Source organism: Photorhabdus sp. RM322S (genome assembly GCF_042879395.1).
Classification (GTDB): Bacteria; Pseudomonadota; Gammaproteobacteria; order Enterobacterales; family Enterobacteriaceae; genus Photorhabdus; species Photorhabdus khanii.
Genome location: NZ_JBHFKW010000046.1, coordinates 13,467 through 32,593 on the forward strand (window position 1 = coordinate 13,467; position 19,127 = coordinate 32,593).

The 19,127-nt window shown below is 38.7% G+C and carries 15 protein-coding genes; 8 read left to right on the top strand and 7 right to left on the bottom strand.

What is annotated here, in order from left to right:
• Positions 1-160: 160 nt before the first annotated feature.
• The 7 genes from ACGF63_RS19495 to leuA form a co-directional block, all read right to left on the bottom strand.
• Positions 161-880 (bottom strand): TerC family protein, encoded by a 720-nt coding sequence (locus tag ACGF63_RS19495; protein WP_036842706.1) that lies wholly within the window; start codon positions 878-880, stop codon positions 161-163.
• 92 nt (positions 881-972) lie between these two features.
• Complete coding sequence (gene mutH / locus ACGF63_RS19500; RefSeq protein ID WP_132352438.1) at positions 973-1,659, bottom strand: DNA mismatch repair endonuclease MutH; 687 nt, start codon at positions 1,657-1,659, stop codon at positions 973-975.
• A gap of 746 nt (positions 1,660-2,405) precedes the next feature.
• Positions 2,406-4,076: an HTH-type transcriptional regulator SgrR gene (gene sgrR, locus ACGF63_RS19505; protein ID WP_036842710.1), complete on the bottom strand. Its 1,671-nt coding sequence runs from the start codon at positions 4,074-4,076 to the stop codon at positions 2,406-2,408.
• A gap of 498 nt (positions 4,077-4,574) precedes the next feature.
• Positions 4,575-5,180, bottom strand: a complete 606-nt coding sequence (gene leuD / locus ACGF63_RS19510; protein ID WP_036843468.1) for a 3-isopropylmalate dehydratase small subunit — start codon at positions 5,178-5,180, stop codon at positions 4,575-4,577.
• A gap of 7 nt (positions 5,181-5,187) precedes the next feature.
• Positions 5,188-6,597, bottom strand: coding sequence for a 3-isopropylmalate dehydratase large subunit (gene leuC, locus ACGF63_RS19515; RefSeq protein WP_387632752.1), 1,410 nt, complete (start codon positions 6,595-6,597; stop codon positions 5,188-5,190).
• Position 6,598: 1 nt separating this feature from the next.
• A complete protein-coding gene (gene leuB, locus ACGF63_RS19520; protein WP_387632753.1) occupies positions 6,599-7,690 on the bottom strand; it encodes a 3-isopropylmalate dehydrogenase in 1,092 nt (363 codons plus the stop codon).
• 2 nt (positions 7,691-7,692) lie between these two features.
• Positions 7,693-9,255 (bottom strand): 2-isopropylmalate synthase, encoded by a 1,563-nt coding sequence (gene leuA / locus ACGF63_RS19525; protein WP_036842719.1) that lies wholly within the window; start codon positions 9,253-9,255, stop codon positions 7,693-7,695.
• 946 nt (positions 9,256-10,201) lie between these two features.
• Here leuA and leuO point away from each other — a divergent pair.
• The 8 genes from leuO (at position 10,202) to ACGF63_RS19565 (ending at position 18,952) form a co-directional block, all read left to right on the top strand.
• Entirely contained in the window at positions 10,202-11,146 is a 945-nt protein-coding gene (leuO, locus tag ACGF63_RS19530) for a transcriptional regulator LeuO (RefSeq protein WP_036842720.1), read from the top strand.
• A gap of 237 nt (positions 11,147-11,383) precedes the next feature.
• Entirely contained in the window at positions 11,384-13,183 is a 1,800-nt protein-coding gene (locus ACGF63_RS19535) for a long-chain fatty acid--CoA ligase (RefSeq protein WP_331251351.1), read from the top strand.
• Positions 13,184-14,219: 1,036 nt separating this feature from the next.
• Positions 14,220-15,263 (top strand): hypothetical protein, encoded by a 1,044-nt coding sequence (locus tag ACGF63_RS19540; protein ID WP_387632755.1) that lies wholly within the window; start codon positions 14,220-14,222, stop codon positions 15,261-15,263.
• A 17-nt stretch (positions 15,264-15,280) separates the two neighbouring features.
• Positions 15,281-15,610 (top strand): hypothetical protein, encoded by a 330-nt coding sequence (locus tag ACGF63_RS19545; RefSeq protein WP_387632756.1) that lies wholly within the window; start codon positions 15,281-15,283, stop codon positions 15,608-15,610.
• 193 nt (positions 15,611-15,803) lie between these two features.
• Positions 15,804-16,310, top strand: a complete 507-nt coding sequence (locus tag ACGF63_RS19550; RefSeq protein WP_387632758.1) for a hypothetical protein — start codon at positions 15,804-15,806, stop codon at positions 16,308-16,310.
• Positions 16,307-17,158 carry an inositol monophosphatase family protein gene (locus tag ACGF63_RS19555; RefSeq protein ID WP_387632759.1) on the top strand — a complete coding sequence of 284 codons (852 nt, stop codon included), beginning with the start codon at positions 16,307-16,309 and terminating at the stop codon, positions 17,156-17,158. The genes ACGF63_RS19550 and ACGF63_RS19555 overlap by 4 nt, the downstream gene beginning before the upstream one ends.
• Positions 17,155-18,288, top strand: a complete 1,134-nt coding sequence (locus ACGF63_RS19560) for a radical SAM protein (protein ID WP_387632761.1) — start codon at positions 17,155-17,157, stop codon at positions 18,286-18,288. Before ACGF63_RS19555 ends, ACGF63_RS19560 begins: the two co-directional genes overlap by 4 nt.
• Complete coding sequence (locus tag ACGF63_RS19565) at positions 18,281-18,952, top strand: dTMP kinase (protein WP_152962459.1); 672 nt, start codon at positions 18,281-18,283, stop codon at positions 18,950-18,952. The genes ACGF63_RS19560 and ACGF63_RS19565 overlap by 8 nt, the downstream gene beginning before the upstream one ends.
• The last annotated feature ends 175 nt before the right edge of the window (positions 18,953-19,127 follow it).

Genomic DNA, 19,127 nt, shown 5'->3' on the forward strand with positions numbered 1-19,127 from the left:
TGATAATAGCTTTAGGGGATAGTCAATAAATTTATTCCCTAAAGCTCAGGTATCAAACCTAGGCTAAATTAGCTAATTATAGCAAACAGATCGCCGATTATTTCGGCGATCTGTTTGCTAGGTAGAAAATGATATTTTTAGTGCTATGGCAGAGCCATGGTTAATTTTTTTTCTTCTTTTTTTTCCCACGCATCAGATTCAGCGTTTCTACTGCCATTGAGAAGAACATCGCAAAATAGATGTAACCTTTAGGTATGTGCACCTGTACGCCTTCCAGAATAAGGGCAAAACCCACAAGGATCAGGAATGACAGTGCTAGCATTTTTACTGAGGGGTGACGGTCAACGAATTCACCGATAGGACGAGCTGCCAACATCATGACAGCGACTGCTATGATAACCGCCGCCATCATAATAAACAGATGATCGGAGAGACCAACGGCGGTGATGACAGAATCCAGGCTGAAAATAATGTCCAGCAGCATGATCTGGATAATTGCTCCGAAGAACGAGTGAACCGGGCGTTTTAAGCCTTCTTCATTGCCCCCTTCAATAGCTTCGTGAATCTCTTTACTGGCTTTCCATATCAGGAACAGGCCGCCAAAGAATAAGATTAGGTCTCGGGCAGAAACATCATGTTCAAAAACCGTTAATATCGGGTAGGTTAGCTGGATAACCCAGGCAATGGATGCCAGCAGCCCCAGGCGCATTAGCATTGCGCCCATCAGCCCGATTTTGCGTGCTTTATTTTGTTGATGGGCAGGGAGTTTTGCCACAACAAGTGACAAAAAGATAATGTTATCAATCCCTAAAACGATTTCCAGAATTGTCAGGGTGGCAAGTGCCATCCAAGCATGAGGATCAACAATCCATTCTAACATTGCTTATTAAAACCTTAAGGTAAAGATTTAATTATACGCGTGATTGCATGCAAGGTAAGCATATCAATGAAAAAACCAGTCGGAGATCAACATTAAATCAGGAAATGGCGGGCCAGTAGCGGGGCGGTAAAATTTTTCCTCAGATAGAACCCCCGGGGCAGAGTCATAATAGGCTGGCCGTGTGCTCCGATTGCCTCGGTTAATGCTTTGCTGTTGGCTGCCTTAGGGCGTAACTGTAATACTTCACCATGACGGGCCGTAACGCTCTCTACTTTGCCAAGTACGATAAGATCCATCAATTCCTCCCAGTCATGGCGCAGTAACTCTTCTTCTTCTTTATTGGGACTCCATAACAAGGGGGAACCCACCCGGCGTTTAGCTAAAGGAATTTCCCGTTCACCTTCAACGGGTATCCATAGCACCCGCGATAATTTGCGTCTGACGTGACAGCTTTCCCAGGTAATGCCACTGTTTCCTGTCAATGGTGCAACGCAGACGAATGTTGTTTCCAATGGATAGCCCCTTCTGTCTACAGGGATAGTTTTAAGTTCAACACCGATATGTTCGAAATCCTGCTCTGGTTTACTGCCGGCACTGGCACCGAGATAATATTCTAACAACATGCCTACCCAGCCTTTATCCCGTTTCAGATTAGGAGGGATGGGTAAATCTGCTTTTTCCGCCAATTCTCCCATTGATAAACCAGCCAGAAGTTGGGCGCATTCAAACAACTGCTGTTCGTTATCCGGTGGAAGAGGAGGGGAAAAAAGTGTGTTCATTTGGGATATCCATTTTTTAGGTTAAAAAATAGCCTTGGTCTCTGTGAGTAATAAATCTGGGTCTTACGTAATAACTAAAAAAGTGATAATAGCATGATATACAAACATTTTTTATTACTGTTTCAAATATTGTAAGATTGAATGACTCTGTTGTTCACCTATTGCTGGTAATAATGAACAGGATCTTACACCATGTTATCCACAGTTTTATGGGATAAGTAGACAAAAATGAGATCACTGGTTTGATTTACAGGTTTGACTAACAAGTTTTTCTACAAAAAACCCTGTTTTTTGCTTAACTAAAAAGCATAACCTGTGTATAACATTGTTATTGGTTGTTTTTTGTTCTCATCAACTGACGTTATCCATTATGCTTGTGATGAGTGTTTGAAATAGCGGGATAAATGGCTGCTATTTCAATGAAAAATAAATACTATTTCATTTTTTGTCTATAGATTGATAATTCATAACATAAAGCTATACCTGAATTACCCCTGCCTTTTTCACATAGATATCCACAGAAAAAGTGAATAAAAGCGGGTTTGTGCACCTGTGTATGTTCATAACTCTGGCTTTTTCTGTGAATTACCCTTCATCAGTTAGCTTTTGGAAAACTTCGTCCTTCTGGGCATAGAGAGGAAAGGAGGACGTTTTTCTGTTGACAGATAACAGACAAACCATGAACTCCAGAGAGAAGCCCTGGCTCGCGTTCAGGTACTTCTCTGTGAAGTAAGGATCCTCTTCCTTTAGGAAGAGGAACAGTCAAATGGGTTAAACCAGGCAGATTTGAAATCAAACCAGCCAAAGGTGTTCATTTTGACGCCTCGCATACTTCGCTGTCCTTGTAATTCAAGCCAGTGATGGAACAGCGGATACAGCCAATGTTCATCAACTATTTTTTCGCACCATTCTTCAAGCGACAATTCTTGTCGTCGCCATTGTGATACTTCTTTATTCAAGTTATCACCAAGACATTTTTTCAATAATGGTATCTCATACAGTGTAGCGAACAGCGAAAATTCCAGAGGATTATAAAAATTGGCGGTAGAAAGCCAGAGGTCACTTTCGGCGTCGCCGTTGAACCATGTGTCATAATCCACAATATTGATTTTCAATTCGACACCACATTTGGTCAATATGGTCTGAAGGATCTGACTGATTGTGTGGTATTCGTGATGTTGATGATAAAGCGTGACGGTCAGATGGGTAATGTCCTCTGGTTTGCTTAACTCTGGTATAAGCTTACTGTGATGCCAGCGCAGTAACAGACCATATGCGGGTGACCAGTGGCGTTGATAAAAAGGGTCACAATGCGCTAACAGATTTATTGGCGTTAACAGGCTGCATAACCATTGGCGAACATCTTCTCGCCTGCATTGAGCTGAACGGTGGTCATGCAGCAGGAAATAACAGCCTTCTTCCATCCTGCTTTCTAACGAGTTATTACCTGCGCTGTCACTTTCCAGATGCAGGGTTGTGCAAACCAGTTTCTCGGCTAATTCTGGCACAATCCATATATTTACCTCATCAATCAGTGCCCGAAAGCCAAAGTAATTATCAAAGGCTCGAATTTGTAGTTTCTGAGAGCTATTTTTTATTACCTGGTAAGGGCCGGTTCCTATAGGTGTACGAGAGAAGTTCGGTAGTTGCTGCCACTCTTGAGGCAAAATCATGGCGTGTGGGCTGCCAATTAATAAAGGGAGCCAGTGATCGGGTTCTGAAAGAAAAATATCAATCACGTGTGGTGTGGGGGTGGTGACTTTATCAATATGAGAGAAAAGAGGCAGATGGCGTAACCTTTGTATCGAAGAAATGACATCCTCCATCTGTAATTCTCTGCCGTGGTGAAAATGGATGGCCGGTCGCAGATAAAAGCGCCAATGATTTGACGATAGCTGTTGCCAATGATGCGCTAAATCAGCTTCTGGTTCCCCATTTTCCTCATTTATACGTGTTAGGCTATTAAATATCTGCCTGACCAGATGAATTTCAGAACGGCGTAAGGGTGAGCCAGGTAACAGGTTAGGGAAAGGGCGGTAGTAGAGTATCCGCAGTAAGTTTTTTCCTTGGCGGAAACGGCGTTCAATCTGGGATAGCACCATCTGACGGACGGCATTTTTATCACCAACCAGTTGAACCAGTTTCTCAATGTTCTGTTGTTCAAACAGCTCTTCAGCCCGTTGTTGCTGGAGTTCCCTCCCATCTTGCAGGAAATTCAGTTGGGAACGTTTTCCCCGTCCGGACTCTGCCTGCCACTGTAACCAGCCAGCTTTCTGCATATTGTTGAGCAGTGAACGGATATGGCGCTTTGAGCAGTGCAAGACATTTGCCAGCTCTTGTAACGTTGTTTCAGCCTCTTTTCCTTGGTGGTGTTGCCATAATCGGATGAATTGTTGTTGTAAACGTGAGCTGGGCATAAAAGAGGAACTCCGCAGTATTATTCATCAATTTTTATTTCCTTATGTTTAGTCAATAATTATCCATATTGAAAGTAGCTCAATAGGCCAGAACGAAATCTGGCTTCTCCCCCAATTTTCTTGAGTAATGGTGATTTGCCAGCCAGTAAGAAAGCTTACTGGCTTTTTTTCTTATTGTGCATTGTGTGCATTTTCCTTCTGCCTTGTCTCTGTTTTACGTATCAGTTCAAAATGAGTCATAATCTGGTATTGATAGAGATTTGTCCAGAGACTGTTGTGGTTTCTGCCTAGTAATTTCTTTAATATGCTAGGTTAACCTCTATTTCTGGGCGGCAAAGGTTCAGGGACTGACCTTCGGATCAACTGAAAAATTTCTCAAAACTGAAGAATGTGGCGGTTTGATTAGGTGTTAGGTATGGCAGGATTACTCTCGTCTTTTGCTTTGATAATAAAAAATCCCGCAGTACAAAACTACGGGATGAATAAATAAAGGCAAGGTTAACGCAGGAAAGCCGGTTGTTCCTGTTCGTAGGCGATTATGGCGTCCAGGTGCTGTAATGTCAGGCCGATGCTGTCCAGACCATTTATCATACAGTGACGTCGGAAGCTGTCGATTGCAAAATCGTAGCTTTTATCGCCGGCGTGTACTTTCTGTTGTTCCAGATCGACGGTAAAATGCCAAATTGTGTTTTGCTGAACCAACTCAAATAGTTCATCGACATCTTTATCATCTAATTTCACTGGCAGTAACTGGTTGTTGAAGGCGTTACCATAAAAAATATCCGCAAAACTGGGCGCGATAACAACTTTAAAACCATAATCCGTCAAGGCCCACGGGGCGTGTTCACGGGAGGAACCACAACCAAAGTTTTCACGAGCCAGAAGGATACTGGCACCCTGATAACTGGGCTGGTTTAATACGAATTCAGGATTAGGTTTCTGTCCTGCATCATCAAGGAAACGCCAGTCATGAAACAGGTGCTGACCAAATCCGGTACGGGTCACTTTCTGCAAAAATTGTTTTGGAATAATGGCATCGGTATCAACGTTTGCAGCATCTAAAGGAGCGACCAACCCGGTATGTTGAATAAACTTTTCCATAATTCCTCCTTTATGACTTTTGTGCCGGATGACGTATGTCGATAAAATGACCACTAATCGCTGCCGCCGCTGCCATCGCCGGGCTGACCAAATGCGTGCGTCCACCACGCCCTTGGCGTCCTTCGAAGTTGCGATTACTGGTAGAAGCGCAACGTTCACCTGGTTGCAGACGGTCATTATTCATTGCCAGACACATTGAACATCCCGGTAAGCGCCATTCAAAACCGGCATTTATGAAAACCTTATCTAAACCTTCTGCTTCTGCTTGTGCCTGAACGGGGCCCGATCCTGGAACGACGATCGCCTGAACGCCTGGTGCAACTTTATGGCCTTGTGCGATGGCTGCGGCAGCCCGTAAATCTTCAATGCGGGAGTTGGTACAGGAGCCGATGAAGACTTTATCGATCTTCACATCTGTCAACTTAATACCCGGTTTCAAATCCATATAAGCCAGTGCTTTCTCAGCAGATGCACGTTCAACAGGATCACTGAAAGATTCTGGTGCGGGAATGGTTTGATCAATAGCAATGACTTGCCCTGGGTTTGTTCCCCATGTGACCTGCGGCGAGATCTCTTCCGCGTTAATAGTAACAACCGTGTCATATTGTGCAGCAGGATCGGATTTCAGTGTCTTCCAGTAAGCAACCGCTTGTTCCCACAATTCTCCTTTGGGTGAGAACTGACGGCCTTTTATATAAGCAAATGTGGTTCCATCTGGTGCGACTAAACCCGCTTTAGCGCCCATTTCAATTGCCATATTACATAAGGTCATACGGCCTTCCATACTCAGCGCTTCAATCGCCTTACCACAGAATTCAACCACATAACCTGTACCCCCCGCGCTGCCTGTTTTGCCAATGATTGCCAGAACGATATCTTTGGCAGTAATCGCATCACCGACATCACCAACTACTTCGATTTTCATCGTCTTAGCACGGGCTTGTTTCAGGGTTTGGGTTGCCAGTACGTGTTCAACTTCAGAAGTACCAATACCGAAAGCCAGTGAGCCGAATGCGCCATGGGTTGCGGTATGGGAATCACCACAAACGATCGTCATTCCCGGCAGGGTCATGCCTTGTTCCGGTCCGATCACATGAACAATTCCCTGATAGGGATGGTTAAGGTCATATAATGTGATACCGAATTCGGCACAGTTTTTCATCAGCTCCTGCATTTGAATACGTGCCATGTCACCACAGGCATTAATATCTTTTGTCTGCGTGGATACGTTATGATCCATTGTTGCGAACGTTTTACCTGGTTGGTGCACCGGTCGGCTTTTCGTGCGCAAGCCATCAAACGCCTGCGGGGAGGTCACTTCATGAACCAAATGGCGATCAATATAGAGTAACGGGGTTTCGTCCGGGACTTCCCGGACAATATGAGCGTCATATAATTTCTGATATAAAGTCTTAGCCATGTTAAATACCCTCGGCTACATAACGGGCGATAACGCTGCCCATTTCATCAGTGCTGATTGCTTTGCCATTTCCGGCTAAATCTGTTGTGCGATAGCCCTGTTCCAGCACATGGTTAACTGCCTGTTCAATCGCATTTGCAGCATCATGATGACTTAAGCTGTAACGCAACAGTAAAGCGGCAGATAGGATCTGGGCTATCGGGTTAGCAATGCCTTTTCCGGCAATATCCGGTGCAGAGCCACCAGCCGGTTCATATAAGCCAAAACTTTTCTCGTTCAGGCTGGCGGAAGGGAGCATTCCCATGGAACCGGTAATCATGGCGCATTCATCGGATAAAATATCACCGAAAATATTGGAGCACAGCAACACATCAAACTGAGACGGATCTTTAATCAACTGCATGGTGGCATTATCAATATACATGTGGTTGATTTCTACATCTGAATACTCTTTTGCAATCTCACTAACCACTTGCCGCCACAACACGGAACTCTGCAACACGTTTGCTTTATCAACAGACGTCACTTTATTACGGCGTTTGCGGGCTGATTCAAAGGCGATACGGGCAATGCGCTCAATTTCAAAGCGGTGATAAATTTCAGTATCAAATGCGCGTTCATATTTACCCTGGCCTTCACGTCCTTTGGGTTGACCAAAATAGATACCGCCTGTTAATTCACGGACACATAAAATATCAAAGCCTTTGGCTGCAATATCACTGCGTAAAGGACAAAATATTTCTAATCCGGCATATAAGCGGGCAGGGCGCAAATTGCTGAACAGCTTGAAATGCTTGCGTAATGGCAACAGCGCACCGCGCTCAGGTTGTTCTGCTGGCGGTAAATGTTCCCATTTAGGTCCTCCCACGGAGCCGAACAATATGGCATCAGCCTGTTCACAACCGGCTATGGTTTTTGCCGGCAGTGGACAGCCGTGACGATCGATAGCAATCCCACCTACATCATATTCGCTGGTGGTGATACGGATATTGAAACGCTTACGGATTGCGTCCAGTATCTTATGAGCCTGCGCCATAACTTCAGGACCAATACCATCACCGGGTAAAATTGCAATATGATAACTGTTCGACATGGTTACACCATTTCCTTTGTATTTCGCTGTATGCGTTGTTTCTCTTTCTTAACTTGTTCTGCGCGCCAGATACAATTCAGCGCATGAATCATTGCCTTGGCTGAGGATTCAACGATATCTGTTTCGAGCCCCATGCCGTGGAAGCGACGTCCAAAGCATTCGACAACGATATTGACTTGACCCAGCGCATTGTTCCCTTGCCCTTTACCTGATAACTGATAAGAAACCAGCTCAATTGGGTATTCCGTCATTCGGCTGATCGCTTGATAAATAGCATCTACCGGACCGTTACCGGTGGCTGCTTCTGATTTTATCTCTTTACCACACGCTAAACGTACCGCTGCTGTTGCTATCACGTTGGAGCCAGATTGGACATTAAAGTTATCCAGACGGAAAAATTCTGGCTCTTGATGTTGTAGATTGATGAAAGCTAACGCTTCCAAATCATAGTCAAATACCTGGCCTTTCTTATCTGCCAGACGCAAAAAGGCTTGGTATAAGCTATCCAGATCGTAATCTTTATCCTGATACCCCATCTCTTCCATACGGTGTTTCACGGCTGCACGACCGGAACGGGAAGTCAGATTCAATTGAATTTCTTTCAGGCCGATGGATTCCGGCGTCATAATTTCGTAAGTTTCACGATTTTTCAGTATACCATCCTGATGAATACCGGATGAGTGGGAAAATGCATTGCTACCAACAATCGCTTTATTCGCCGGGATCGGCATATTACATAACTGGCTGACTAACTGACTGGTACGGTAAATTTCTTGATGATTGATATTAGTATAAACGCCTAACATTTGCTGGCGGACTTTTATTGTCATGATCACTTCTTCCAGCGAGCAGTTGCCGGCACGTTCACCCAGACCATTCATCGTTCCTTCTATCTGACGGGCGCCAGATTGTACCGCGCTGATAGAGTTGGCGACAGACATCCCCAAATCATCGTGGCAATGTACGGATAATATCGCCTTGTCAATATTAGGAACACGTTCGATCAAGTTAGTGATGATTCCGCCAAATTGATAGGGTGTGGTGTAACCGACAGTATCTGGAATGTTAATCGTCGTTGCACCTGCTTTGATGGCGTTTTCAACAATCCGGCACAGATTATCAATCGGTGTGCGGCCGGCATCTTCACAGGAGAATTCAACATCATCAGTGTAACGACGTGCCCGTTTGATTGATTGAGCGGCCATCTCCATAACATTTTCGAATGTTTTTTTCAGTTTGGATTCGATATGTAAGTTGGAGGTAGCCAGGAAAACGTGGATTCGAAAAGCCTCTGCAACTTTTAATGCTTCAGCGGCAACATCAATGTCTTTTTCTACACAACGGGCTAAGGCGCAAACACGGCTGGTTTTTATCTGCCTGGCGATCATCTGTACAGATTCAAAGTCACCAGGAGAGGAAACCGGAAAACCAACTTCCATGATATCAACACCCATTCTCTCCAAAGCCAATGCAATCTGGAGCTTTTCTTTCACACTTAAACTGGCTTGTAATGCCTGTTCTCCATCACGTAATGTGGTATCGAAGATAATAACTTGCTGGCTCATATCATGCTCCTCTCGTGGTTATTTTTGGCGCCCAGCAGGTAAAAAAAACCCGCGCATGGCGCGGGTTCTTGTTTATGTCTGGTTTGAATCAACTCTGTTTTCTGTCCACCAGCATACCGCGCATATCAGATACGATTAGTAGTAGGCTTAGTAGACAAATTGAGTGAATCATATTGATCCAACCTTTCAATAGTATTAAGTATTAATGAGTGTTTGGGACTCGGATGCTTTTATTGATACGTTATCTTAAAAGTGATGTCAAGAATTCATTTAGGCATATGATTCTTGGTTTTGCTTTTGCTATGACTGCAAATTGAAGTGTTGATCTGTTTATATTTAAAAAGATTTTATTTTGTCCTTTTATGTTTGGGTTAGACTTGAGTGATAAACTCAGATTTATATAAAAAATAGCGCATTATACTGATTAATTAAAATTAAGTATTTTCGTGCCGGGAGCTGGAAGTGGATTTGTATTTTTCTGAAAAACATCGTTTGTCATTGACAAATAGGTATAAATAGGAAGTTATGTTATATATCGTTGAAAAAATAATTTCATAATATAATGACTCTGATAAAATTGTTTAATAATAATAATTCAGTAATTTTATTATGAATTGGGTCATTCTTTGATTTATCATCACATACGGAATGCTAGGGTGAATAAATTGTTAACACAATTGTACTTTTTTGTAAATAAATAATGAGCATCTACATTTTCTACTAACTGAGATTATATATTTTTAACATTAATAAGGGGATGCGCTGGTTAGCTATGCGTATTCAGATTTGTACAAGGACGAGTCTTAATTATTTATCATCAAAATGATTAAGATAATTGATCTCGTTAATAGTAAAAGTCATCGTAATATCTGAGCAATGAATGAAGGTATTTCCGATGTTTTGTTATTAGCCGGGGTCATCTGAATGAGTTTAGTGGAGTTAAACAATGGCTGAATACACCTCAGTAACTGCAACCAAAAAAGATCCAAGTGAAATTCATTTACGCAATGTGGATCTAAATCTGCTGACTGTTTTTGATGCAGTGATGCAAATGCAGAATGTAACACGTGCGGCACAGATATTGGGAATGTCACAACCTGCTGTTAGTAATGCGATTTCTCGCTTGAAGTTAATGTTCAATGACGAATTATTTGTACGTTATGGGCGTGGAATACAACCGACGGCAAGAGCTCATCAATTATTTGGTCCTGTCCGTCAGGCATTACAGCTGGTATATAATGAGTTACCTGGGGTTGGTTTTGAGCCTGATAATAGCGACAGGGTTTTTAATCTTTCAATTTGCAGCCCTTTAGATATTAGACTGGCAGCAAAAATAGTTGAACAGGTAAAACAAAATACACCAAATCTGGGTGTTACGATTCGATCATCTCTGCATGATAATATTGAGCATCAGCTCAGGTATCAGGAAACTGAGTTTGTCATTAGCTATACACAGCTGGAACGTATGGATTTTCATCATTACCCGTTATTCAATGATGAGTTGGTCCTGGCCGTTTCCAATAATCATGCCAGAATTGAAAACAGTATTAGTGAACAGCAGTTGTATGAAGAACATCATGCAGTTGTATCATTGGATAATGCCGGTTCGTTCAGTGCTCCCTACTATGATTGTAGCGAACGTCTGCATTCTGTGGTTTATCAGGGAACTGATTTGAATAGCGTGCTGCATATTGTATCTCAAACTTATTTGGTTGCGGTTACTCCAAGATGGTTGGTTGAACACTACAGCGAACAATTAGCAATAAGAGCTGTTTCATTACCATGGGATAAGGTAAGCCGTCCGTGCTATTTGATTTGGCACGAATCTACAACAAAAGATAAAGGGCATCAGTGGATGAAATCGCTGTTGAGCCAACTTAGCGGTAGTTAATTAACTTGAAACTCACTATTGGATAAACAGGTAGTGAGTTTTTCATTTTATCACAAATTTATCAACTTTTGATAAATATTCTTTTCCTGTTGTGCAGGAATAGGTAGACTGCAAGGAAAATAGCTAACACCTGTAAGCTGAAAAGCGAATTAGTGATGCAAAAAGGCATTATTAGAGAATAAAGCCACTATTTTTCTCTAATGAGAAGAAAATTTTTCTAACAGGAAAAGAATTGTGATAACTGAAAATTTACATCCTTATCACTTGATAAACCGGTTGCAGCAACAAATTAAACAAAACCCAGAGAGAATTGCTTTTCGCCAATGGTCTTCAGATGAACAACTCGAATTAAGCTGGAATAATATTGACAAAAAGACAAAAGCCATTAGCCGTGCATTGCTGGAAATTGGGGTTGATGTACAGGAAAAAATTGGCCTTTTTGCACATAACAGCATGGCGTGGTCACTGACAGATATCGCGGTATTACAACTCAGGGCAGTGACTGTTCCTTTGTATGCAACCAGTAGTCGGGAACAGGCTGGTTTCATTCTTAATGATGCCGGTGTGCGTATTCTGTTTGTTGGTGGGCAGGTGCAGTATGATGTCGCTGTCACTTTGCCAGAACGATGTCCCCAGCTAAGTCACATTATAGTATTAGATGAATCAGTCGATTTGCGCGATTGTTCATTAGCACAGCATTTATCTGACTTTATGACTGATAATAAATTACAACATCAGTCTGAGTTGGAAACCCGTATTGCTAACCATAATCTGGACGATCTTTTTACGGTTATATATACATCCGGTACAACCGGTGAGCCTAAAGGTGTCATGCTTGATTACCGTAATTTAGCTTATCAGCTGTATTCACATGATCATCGTCTGACATTAACTGATCAGGATGTTTCTTTGAGTTTCCTGCCGCTATCCCATGTTTTCGAACGCGCATGGAGCTTTTATGTGATGCATACAGGCGCACAAAATGTTTATCTGACTGATACTAATTTTGTTCGTCAGGCTATGGCGGATATTCGCCCGACAGTGATGTGTGCAGTGCCGAGATTTTACGAAAAAATTTACAGTGTGATTTTTGAAAAGGTTTCTCAGGCACCTTGGCATCGGAGAAAATTATTTAACTGGGCGATTAAATGTGGTGAGCGTCAGTTTTTACGTAAGTTGCAAGGTAAAAAAAGCTGTCCCTGGTCAACGGCAATGCATCGACTGGCCGATAAATTGGTATTGAGCAAACTGCGTAATATCTTGGGTGGCCGAGCTCGTTTTTTACCTGCGGCCGGTGCACGTCTGGATGAAACGATTATCCTGTTTTTCCTTGCTGTTGGCGTAAATATCAAATATGGCTATGGTATGACAGAGACCTGTGCCACGGTTTCCTGTTGGCAAGAACAAGGTTATGTGCTTGGTTCTATTGGTACACCATTGCCTGGGATTGACGTCCGTATCGGTGAAGAAGATGAGATACAGGTGCGTGGCCCAATTGTGATGAAAGGCTATTTCAATAATCAGGAAGAAACTGACAGAGCATTCGCTCAAGACGGTTGGTTGCGTACAGGTGATGCCGGTAAGTTAGATGAAAATGGTAATTTGTTTATTACTGAGCGCCTGAAAGATTTGATGAAAACATCAAACGGTAAATATATTGCCCCACAAATGATTGAAGGTACTTTGGGGCAAGATCGTTTTATTGAGCATGTTGCTGTTATTGCTGATGCACGTAAATTTGTATCCGCCCTTATCGTGCCTAGTTATGATGCATTGGAAGAATACGCAAGATCAATCAATCTCAAATATCATGATCGGATTGAATTACTGTATAATAGCCACATTATGGCTATGTTTGAACAACGTCTGAAAGAGATTCAGAAAAACCTTGCTCACTTCGATCAGGTAAAGCGCTTCACATTACTGCCAGAGCCGTTTTCAATGGAAGCCGGTGAATTAACACCGACGTTGAAATTGCGGAGGAAAGTTATTATGCAGCGTTACCATAACGAAATTGAATCCATGTATCGAGATTAATTTCTGGAGCTTTATATAGCGTGACCGGCTATTCAAGGGAAATTTAAGGTGGTATTGCAGTAATATTCTACTTTAAATTTATCTCAGGAGCATCCGGTTTTAAAAATTTCAGTATTAGATGAATAAGCTGTAGTTTAATTTTAAAAATTATAAATAAATTATATTCACTGGTATCATTCTATGCCTAGAATAGAGCACTTGTTATTTAATAGGTTAGGGCAAGGTATAATTATCTGACTTTAAACGACATGATGAAAAAGATGGTTATAAAAGTGAAATGATATACCTAATAGATTTCAAGTTGCCGCCGCGCTGCATCTTGAAATCCATAGGGTATATCGTATTCTCTAATTAAAATGGGGTAAATAGGTTTTATCTGAATGAATTATTCACAATAGCTATTCAGCAATGGCGTAGCCGTAAATGTCTCAATTTTGATCGCAGCGGTGAAAAAATTAAACCACAAGCTGCTATCGAAGTTCTCTATCGTCTGACGAAGGGTGAGATCTGCTGACAAAACGGGTACTTCACGTCAACTTTGGCCATCAAGAATTCTTTAATAAATGACAGAATTTTACATGATGATCACCGCATTGAATACATGACCGAAAAAATAATGATAATAAATTCAAATGATTATGTCAAATTAACCTATTGAAATGCATATCAAGCTTGATGCAATTTTTATCACAAAAATCAACAAATAATTTACAATTTTTTCAATGGGTTATATTTTTAGTTGTGATGGCACTCACAAATAATTAACTATTATATAGTTGAAATAATAAAAAATGTTAATATTACAATGCTGAATTAAATTTTAATCCGGTGTATTTGTCAAAACAAACATCCCAGAGGGGTATAAAATGAATGTGATAACAGTACAAGCATTTAGACTACTAACTAATGATGAAACATTAAATTATGATAATGGTTTAATGAGTTCATCACCTAATTAATAGAAAAAGGAATAAAGGTATACCATAACCTTTATTCCTTTATTTGTCCTTTCATTTATAATGATAAAAGGTAAAGCATGGACATTATTAACGTAAAAAGGAAAATAACAGTAATAATAAATAAAAAATTTAATGATACTGATCTATATACTTGCTACTTGTCAGGCTCAGTCATTGAAGGGTTTGCAACACCAAAATCTGATTATGATGTCTATGTTATATTGGAGGGAGAACTAGAAAAAGAATGCGAAGAGATATTTATACCATCCGATATAGGAATGTTAGAAGTGACAATAATCTCTTTAAAAGAGATAAAAGAAATCATGAGGATAATCAACAATGGAAGCTCAAATTACGATTGGTATAAATTACATTTATCTCATAGGATATTAACAGGGGAATCGATTATAAAATCAAATAATTTTAACACATTAAAAGGAGGAATAAATAAAACTAAATTATGTGAAATACTTAAGACAAAAGCAAAAAACTTTGGAGAAAAGTGTTTTTCCGATGGGATTGGAAATATTTTAAATAATGACCTAATATCAGCAGCCTTCAACTTTGAACGAACAGTTAATTCAGCAATGGATTATATTCTGGCTTCAAATGAAAACACATCCACTTTAATAAAGTGGCGCTATCAAAATGCAATGAAGGTGTTTGGAAAAGACCATCCAATAACATCTATATACTTGATGGTTTGTTCAAAATTTAATGTAACCAATGATATTTCAACAATTGATTACATAAACTCAGTTGCTAAAATGTGGCAATTAACTTTAGACTATTGTCAAGGAAAAGATATTTTTAGTTACAATGTATCTTTTACAAAAAAAAGAATAGCTAATACATCCGATATTTCATTATCAGATGAAAATAATAAACCAATAATAAAAAATTTATGGTATAGAGTCTTGTGCAAAGATGGAAAATTAATACTTTTCGCAAAAAAAGCATTATGTGAAATTAATTTAGATGCATATAAAGTTTGGTTAGTAATAGATAATGAAAAAACAGAGTTTGAAGTTGTTTCAGAGTTGGAAAAACTTGGAATAATTAATACAAATGCTAATTTTTATATATCGGAATTTGAAAGACTAGGGGCATTAATAAAATAATGCATATGGGGAATGCAATGGAAAGAATAAAGATTATAAGTAGGCACCACTGCTGGAGAACATTAAAGGGAACCAAAACTAATAATTTTCAAGAATATTTGAACCAAATAAATAATGGATGCCAATTACAAGAAACAATATTTCATCTACGCGATGCAGAAGAAATGTTAATGGACTTAAGTAATTTGTCATCACCCGTATCAAGATTATCAAGCACTGAAATAATACATATTTGGAATGAACTAGTTGATTATTTAAATATAAATAAACTTACCTCTGATATGGGTAACTTAGTAAATGGATATGGCTTAGATCCAGGATCCAGAATTAGCCTTATACGGTACTGAACTATGTGAGTTAAAAAGAAATAAAGAAAACATCCTATCCACAATAATAAACAAAGGAATTACAAATAAATTAGAATTAATATATTCAAGAGGGCTTGATAAATCAGTAAAATTAAAGGACGCTCCACAAAAAACAATTGATTTATATGATGAGTTTCGTTACGAATACAGTAAAAGTATTAATTTATTTTCATTGGAAACTTGCCCCACATTAAACATAGAAAACATTTACCAAGATCATTACCTGTGGGATAAGGTTTTTACGATAGCTAAAAACAAATTATTTATTATTTCGGGGGGAATCCCCCTTGCGTTATCTTATCATGCAAAAACACTAGATAAAAATATATATTTCTGCGAAATACATCGTGAAAATGATAGTGGTTTACTGCATAAAAGAAAATTATTCAATGAGATATACCCAAAATTTAAAGGAAAAGAAAACGAAAGTTGGCTGATAATTGATAAATCCTACACAGGAGGCAGCATTCAATTAGCTTACAAGATGCTTGTAAATTTAGTTGGGTACAAATCGCGAATATATAAAATATCATTTTCCCCAAAAACATTGGGGGCATTTTCATCGTCAGATTATGCAATTTATGCAGGCAGATTATTTGATGTAAAAAAGACAATAGCATATTTAACAGCCAAGGATTGGCATAAAAAACTCATCTATTTGGGAGATCATGTCACATGAGGTATGTATTCAATAATGAAGTTAGCAATTATTTAGAAATACACCTTCACAAACTCAGAGAAGAGATTCGTAGAATATGGCTTGCCAAGCTTTCTACTATTCATATCGGATATGATAACAAATACTGTGGTGAAACAGTAGAAATAGATATCATTTTAAATAATATAATTTACGAGCACTTAGATAAATCAGAACTCAAGGTCACCATTATTTCAGAAGACGATTCTGAATCACAATCTATAAATATTAAAGATAAGGTCTCCTTACTAATTGATCCTATTGACGGTACTCATAACTTGCTTATGGGTTATCCTGCCTATACTACATCAATAGCTGTTTACAAGAATGATAGATACATTATGGGCTGGGTATATGATATTCCAAGAGACATTATATATAAAGCATCATTGGGAGAAGGTTCTTATATGCAAAGCATATATACCAGCAAGCGAATATATACAAGCCCCTCATTTCAACTGAACGATTTGAGAGTATCATTTCATAGGGCGAAAAATAATCAGTATACAGAGGTTCAGAATAAAATTATTAATGAAGCAAATAAAGTAAGAATCTCATCTTGTTCAAGTTTAGATATATGCCTGATCGCTAGTGGCGTTCTACATGCATTCTTAGATTTATCACTTATGGGTCACGAACGTTGTGTAGATATAGCAGCAGCTAAACTAATCCTTGAGGAATCAGGGGGATACATAATGACTCGTGATGGAAATAGTTATAATATTCTATCACCTACAGATTCTTTATTTTTTGAGAAAAAAGCAATCATAGCTGTTTCTTCTAAAAGTGCAGGGGATACAATATTAGAATTAATGAGGATACAAAAATGAACACTATAGAATTAAAAATCAGAGTATTATGTTCTGGATTAAAATATGATAAAAACGTGATATATGAGTACAGTAAACGAAATTTTATTCCTAAAAGAAGGGCGTATGGAACAAGTGATAGCTCTAAATTAGAAACAACACATTCCGTACCTCAAGAGGTTATTTTAGAAGATGGTACAATTATTGCCTGTAACTATAATGAAGATTCTGATTATGATTTAATATATAAAAATGGAAATTTTTACATAAAAGCCGACAACATTTTGTTTAAAGTTATATTTCCCATTAAACCAGATATATATGGTATAGAACTTTCAGATGGCAGTAGAGTAGAAGAATACGTCACGGTGTACGGTGATACAACTTTGGGTTTTTTCTCTCCAGGGCATTGTTATTATTTTAATGATGGCCGTCAGTGTAAATTTTGTTCATTAGGTGAAGCTAGAAATAGTTTATCAGATCATAAAAAGTCTATTAGACCGTCAAAAATAATTGAAGTTATGAATATAATAGAAGCTAACAACATTAATAGATATAAAAGAGTACTCATTAATGGTGGTACAACTCGTAATTATGATATTGGTTTTGAAATGCACAAACAATTATTAATTTCTCTAAAACCTTTTTGTGAAAAAAACAATCTTAACAGTCATCTAATATCAATGCCCCCTAGAAATCTAAATAAAATAAAGGGGATTTCTGAATTTATTGATAGCTGGGCTATTAGTTTGGAAATATTTAATCCTAAATTATTTGATCAGATATGTCCTGGTAAATCACAGGACTACGGGAGAAATAATCTATTAGAAGCATACTTAGCTGCTGTTTCAGAGTTAGGTGAAGGCAATGTTTATGTTGGGTTTGTAGCGGGATTAGAACCTTTAAATGATTTAGTACAAGGAATGGAATTTTTTTCAAAAAATGGCATAGTTCCAGCAATAGCAGTCTTTCATCCTGATCATGGTTCTGAATATCAAAATCACCCTAGACCTATTTTTGAAGATATTTATAAAACATATATTGAGATGCATAAATTATATCAAAAATATGGATTCAAACCATTTATTATCGGTAGTGGTAGAAATTCACTTGATACTGAAGCGTACTACGGAGAAAAAAGAAATGATTAAACGCGGTTTATTTATAGCTTTTGAAGGAAATGATGGTGCAGGTAAATCAACGATTTCACGTGAAGTTTATGATATTTTATCTCTAGATTATAATAATATTGTTTTTTTAGATAAAAATTATCCTTTACTACCATCTGGGTATAGTATGTATCACATGGGAAAAATACGAGATATCCTTTGGGATTATGACATTTCAGCTCCATTGGGTGAACTTGGTAACCGGCATTGGATTCTATTGATAGCATCATGGTTTTCTGTTTTAGATAGTTTAATTATTCAACCTTGTTTATTGCAAGGTAAAATTATTATATGTGATAGTTGGTATTATAAATATCTAGCAAGATTCTTACTTAAATCCACGGAATTAGCAAAATTAAGTAAATCGGTTCTATCTATAAACACAAAACCAGACATGGTTATATATCTTGATGTTCCGCCAAACATTGCTGAAAAAAGGAAAAAAATATTAAAACCCAGTGAATCTGGAAAATTAGAGACAAATGAAAAGTATGATTTTATAGAATATCAAAAACACGTTCTTAATCAATACCAGACGTTTTATGATGACACTTGGAAAATTATTGATACTGACACATTAACTAAAGATGCAGTAATTAAATTAATAGTGGATATTATTCAAGTGGAAATGCTGAAAAAAATGTAATTACTGCAAGCTCTATATTTACTGAGGTTATTTTAGCTGGAGGGAAATAATGGATAAAGAATTTAGAAAATTAATATTAGCCTCCTCAGGAAATTCTTTCACCTTGTATTTGGAGATGATAATATCATTCACGCTAATCACATATCATTGGAACGGTGGAGCGATATACTCATCT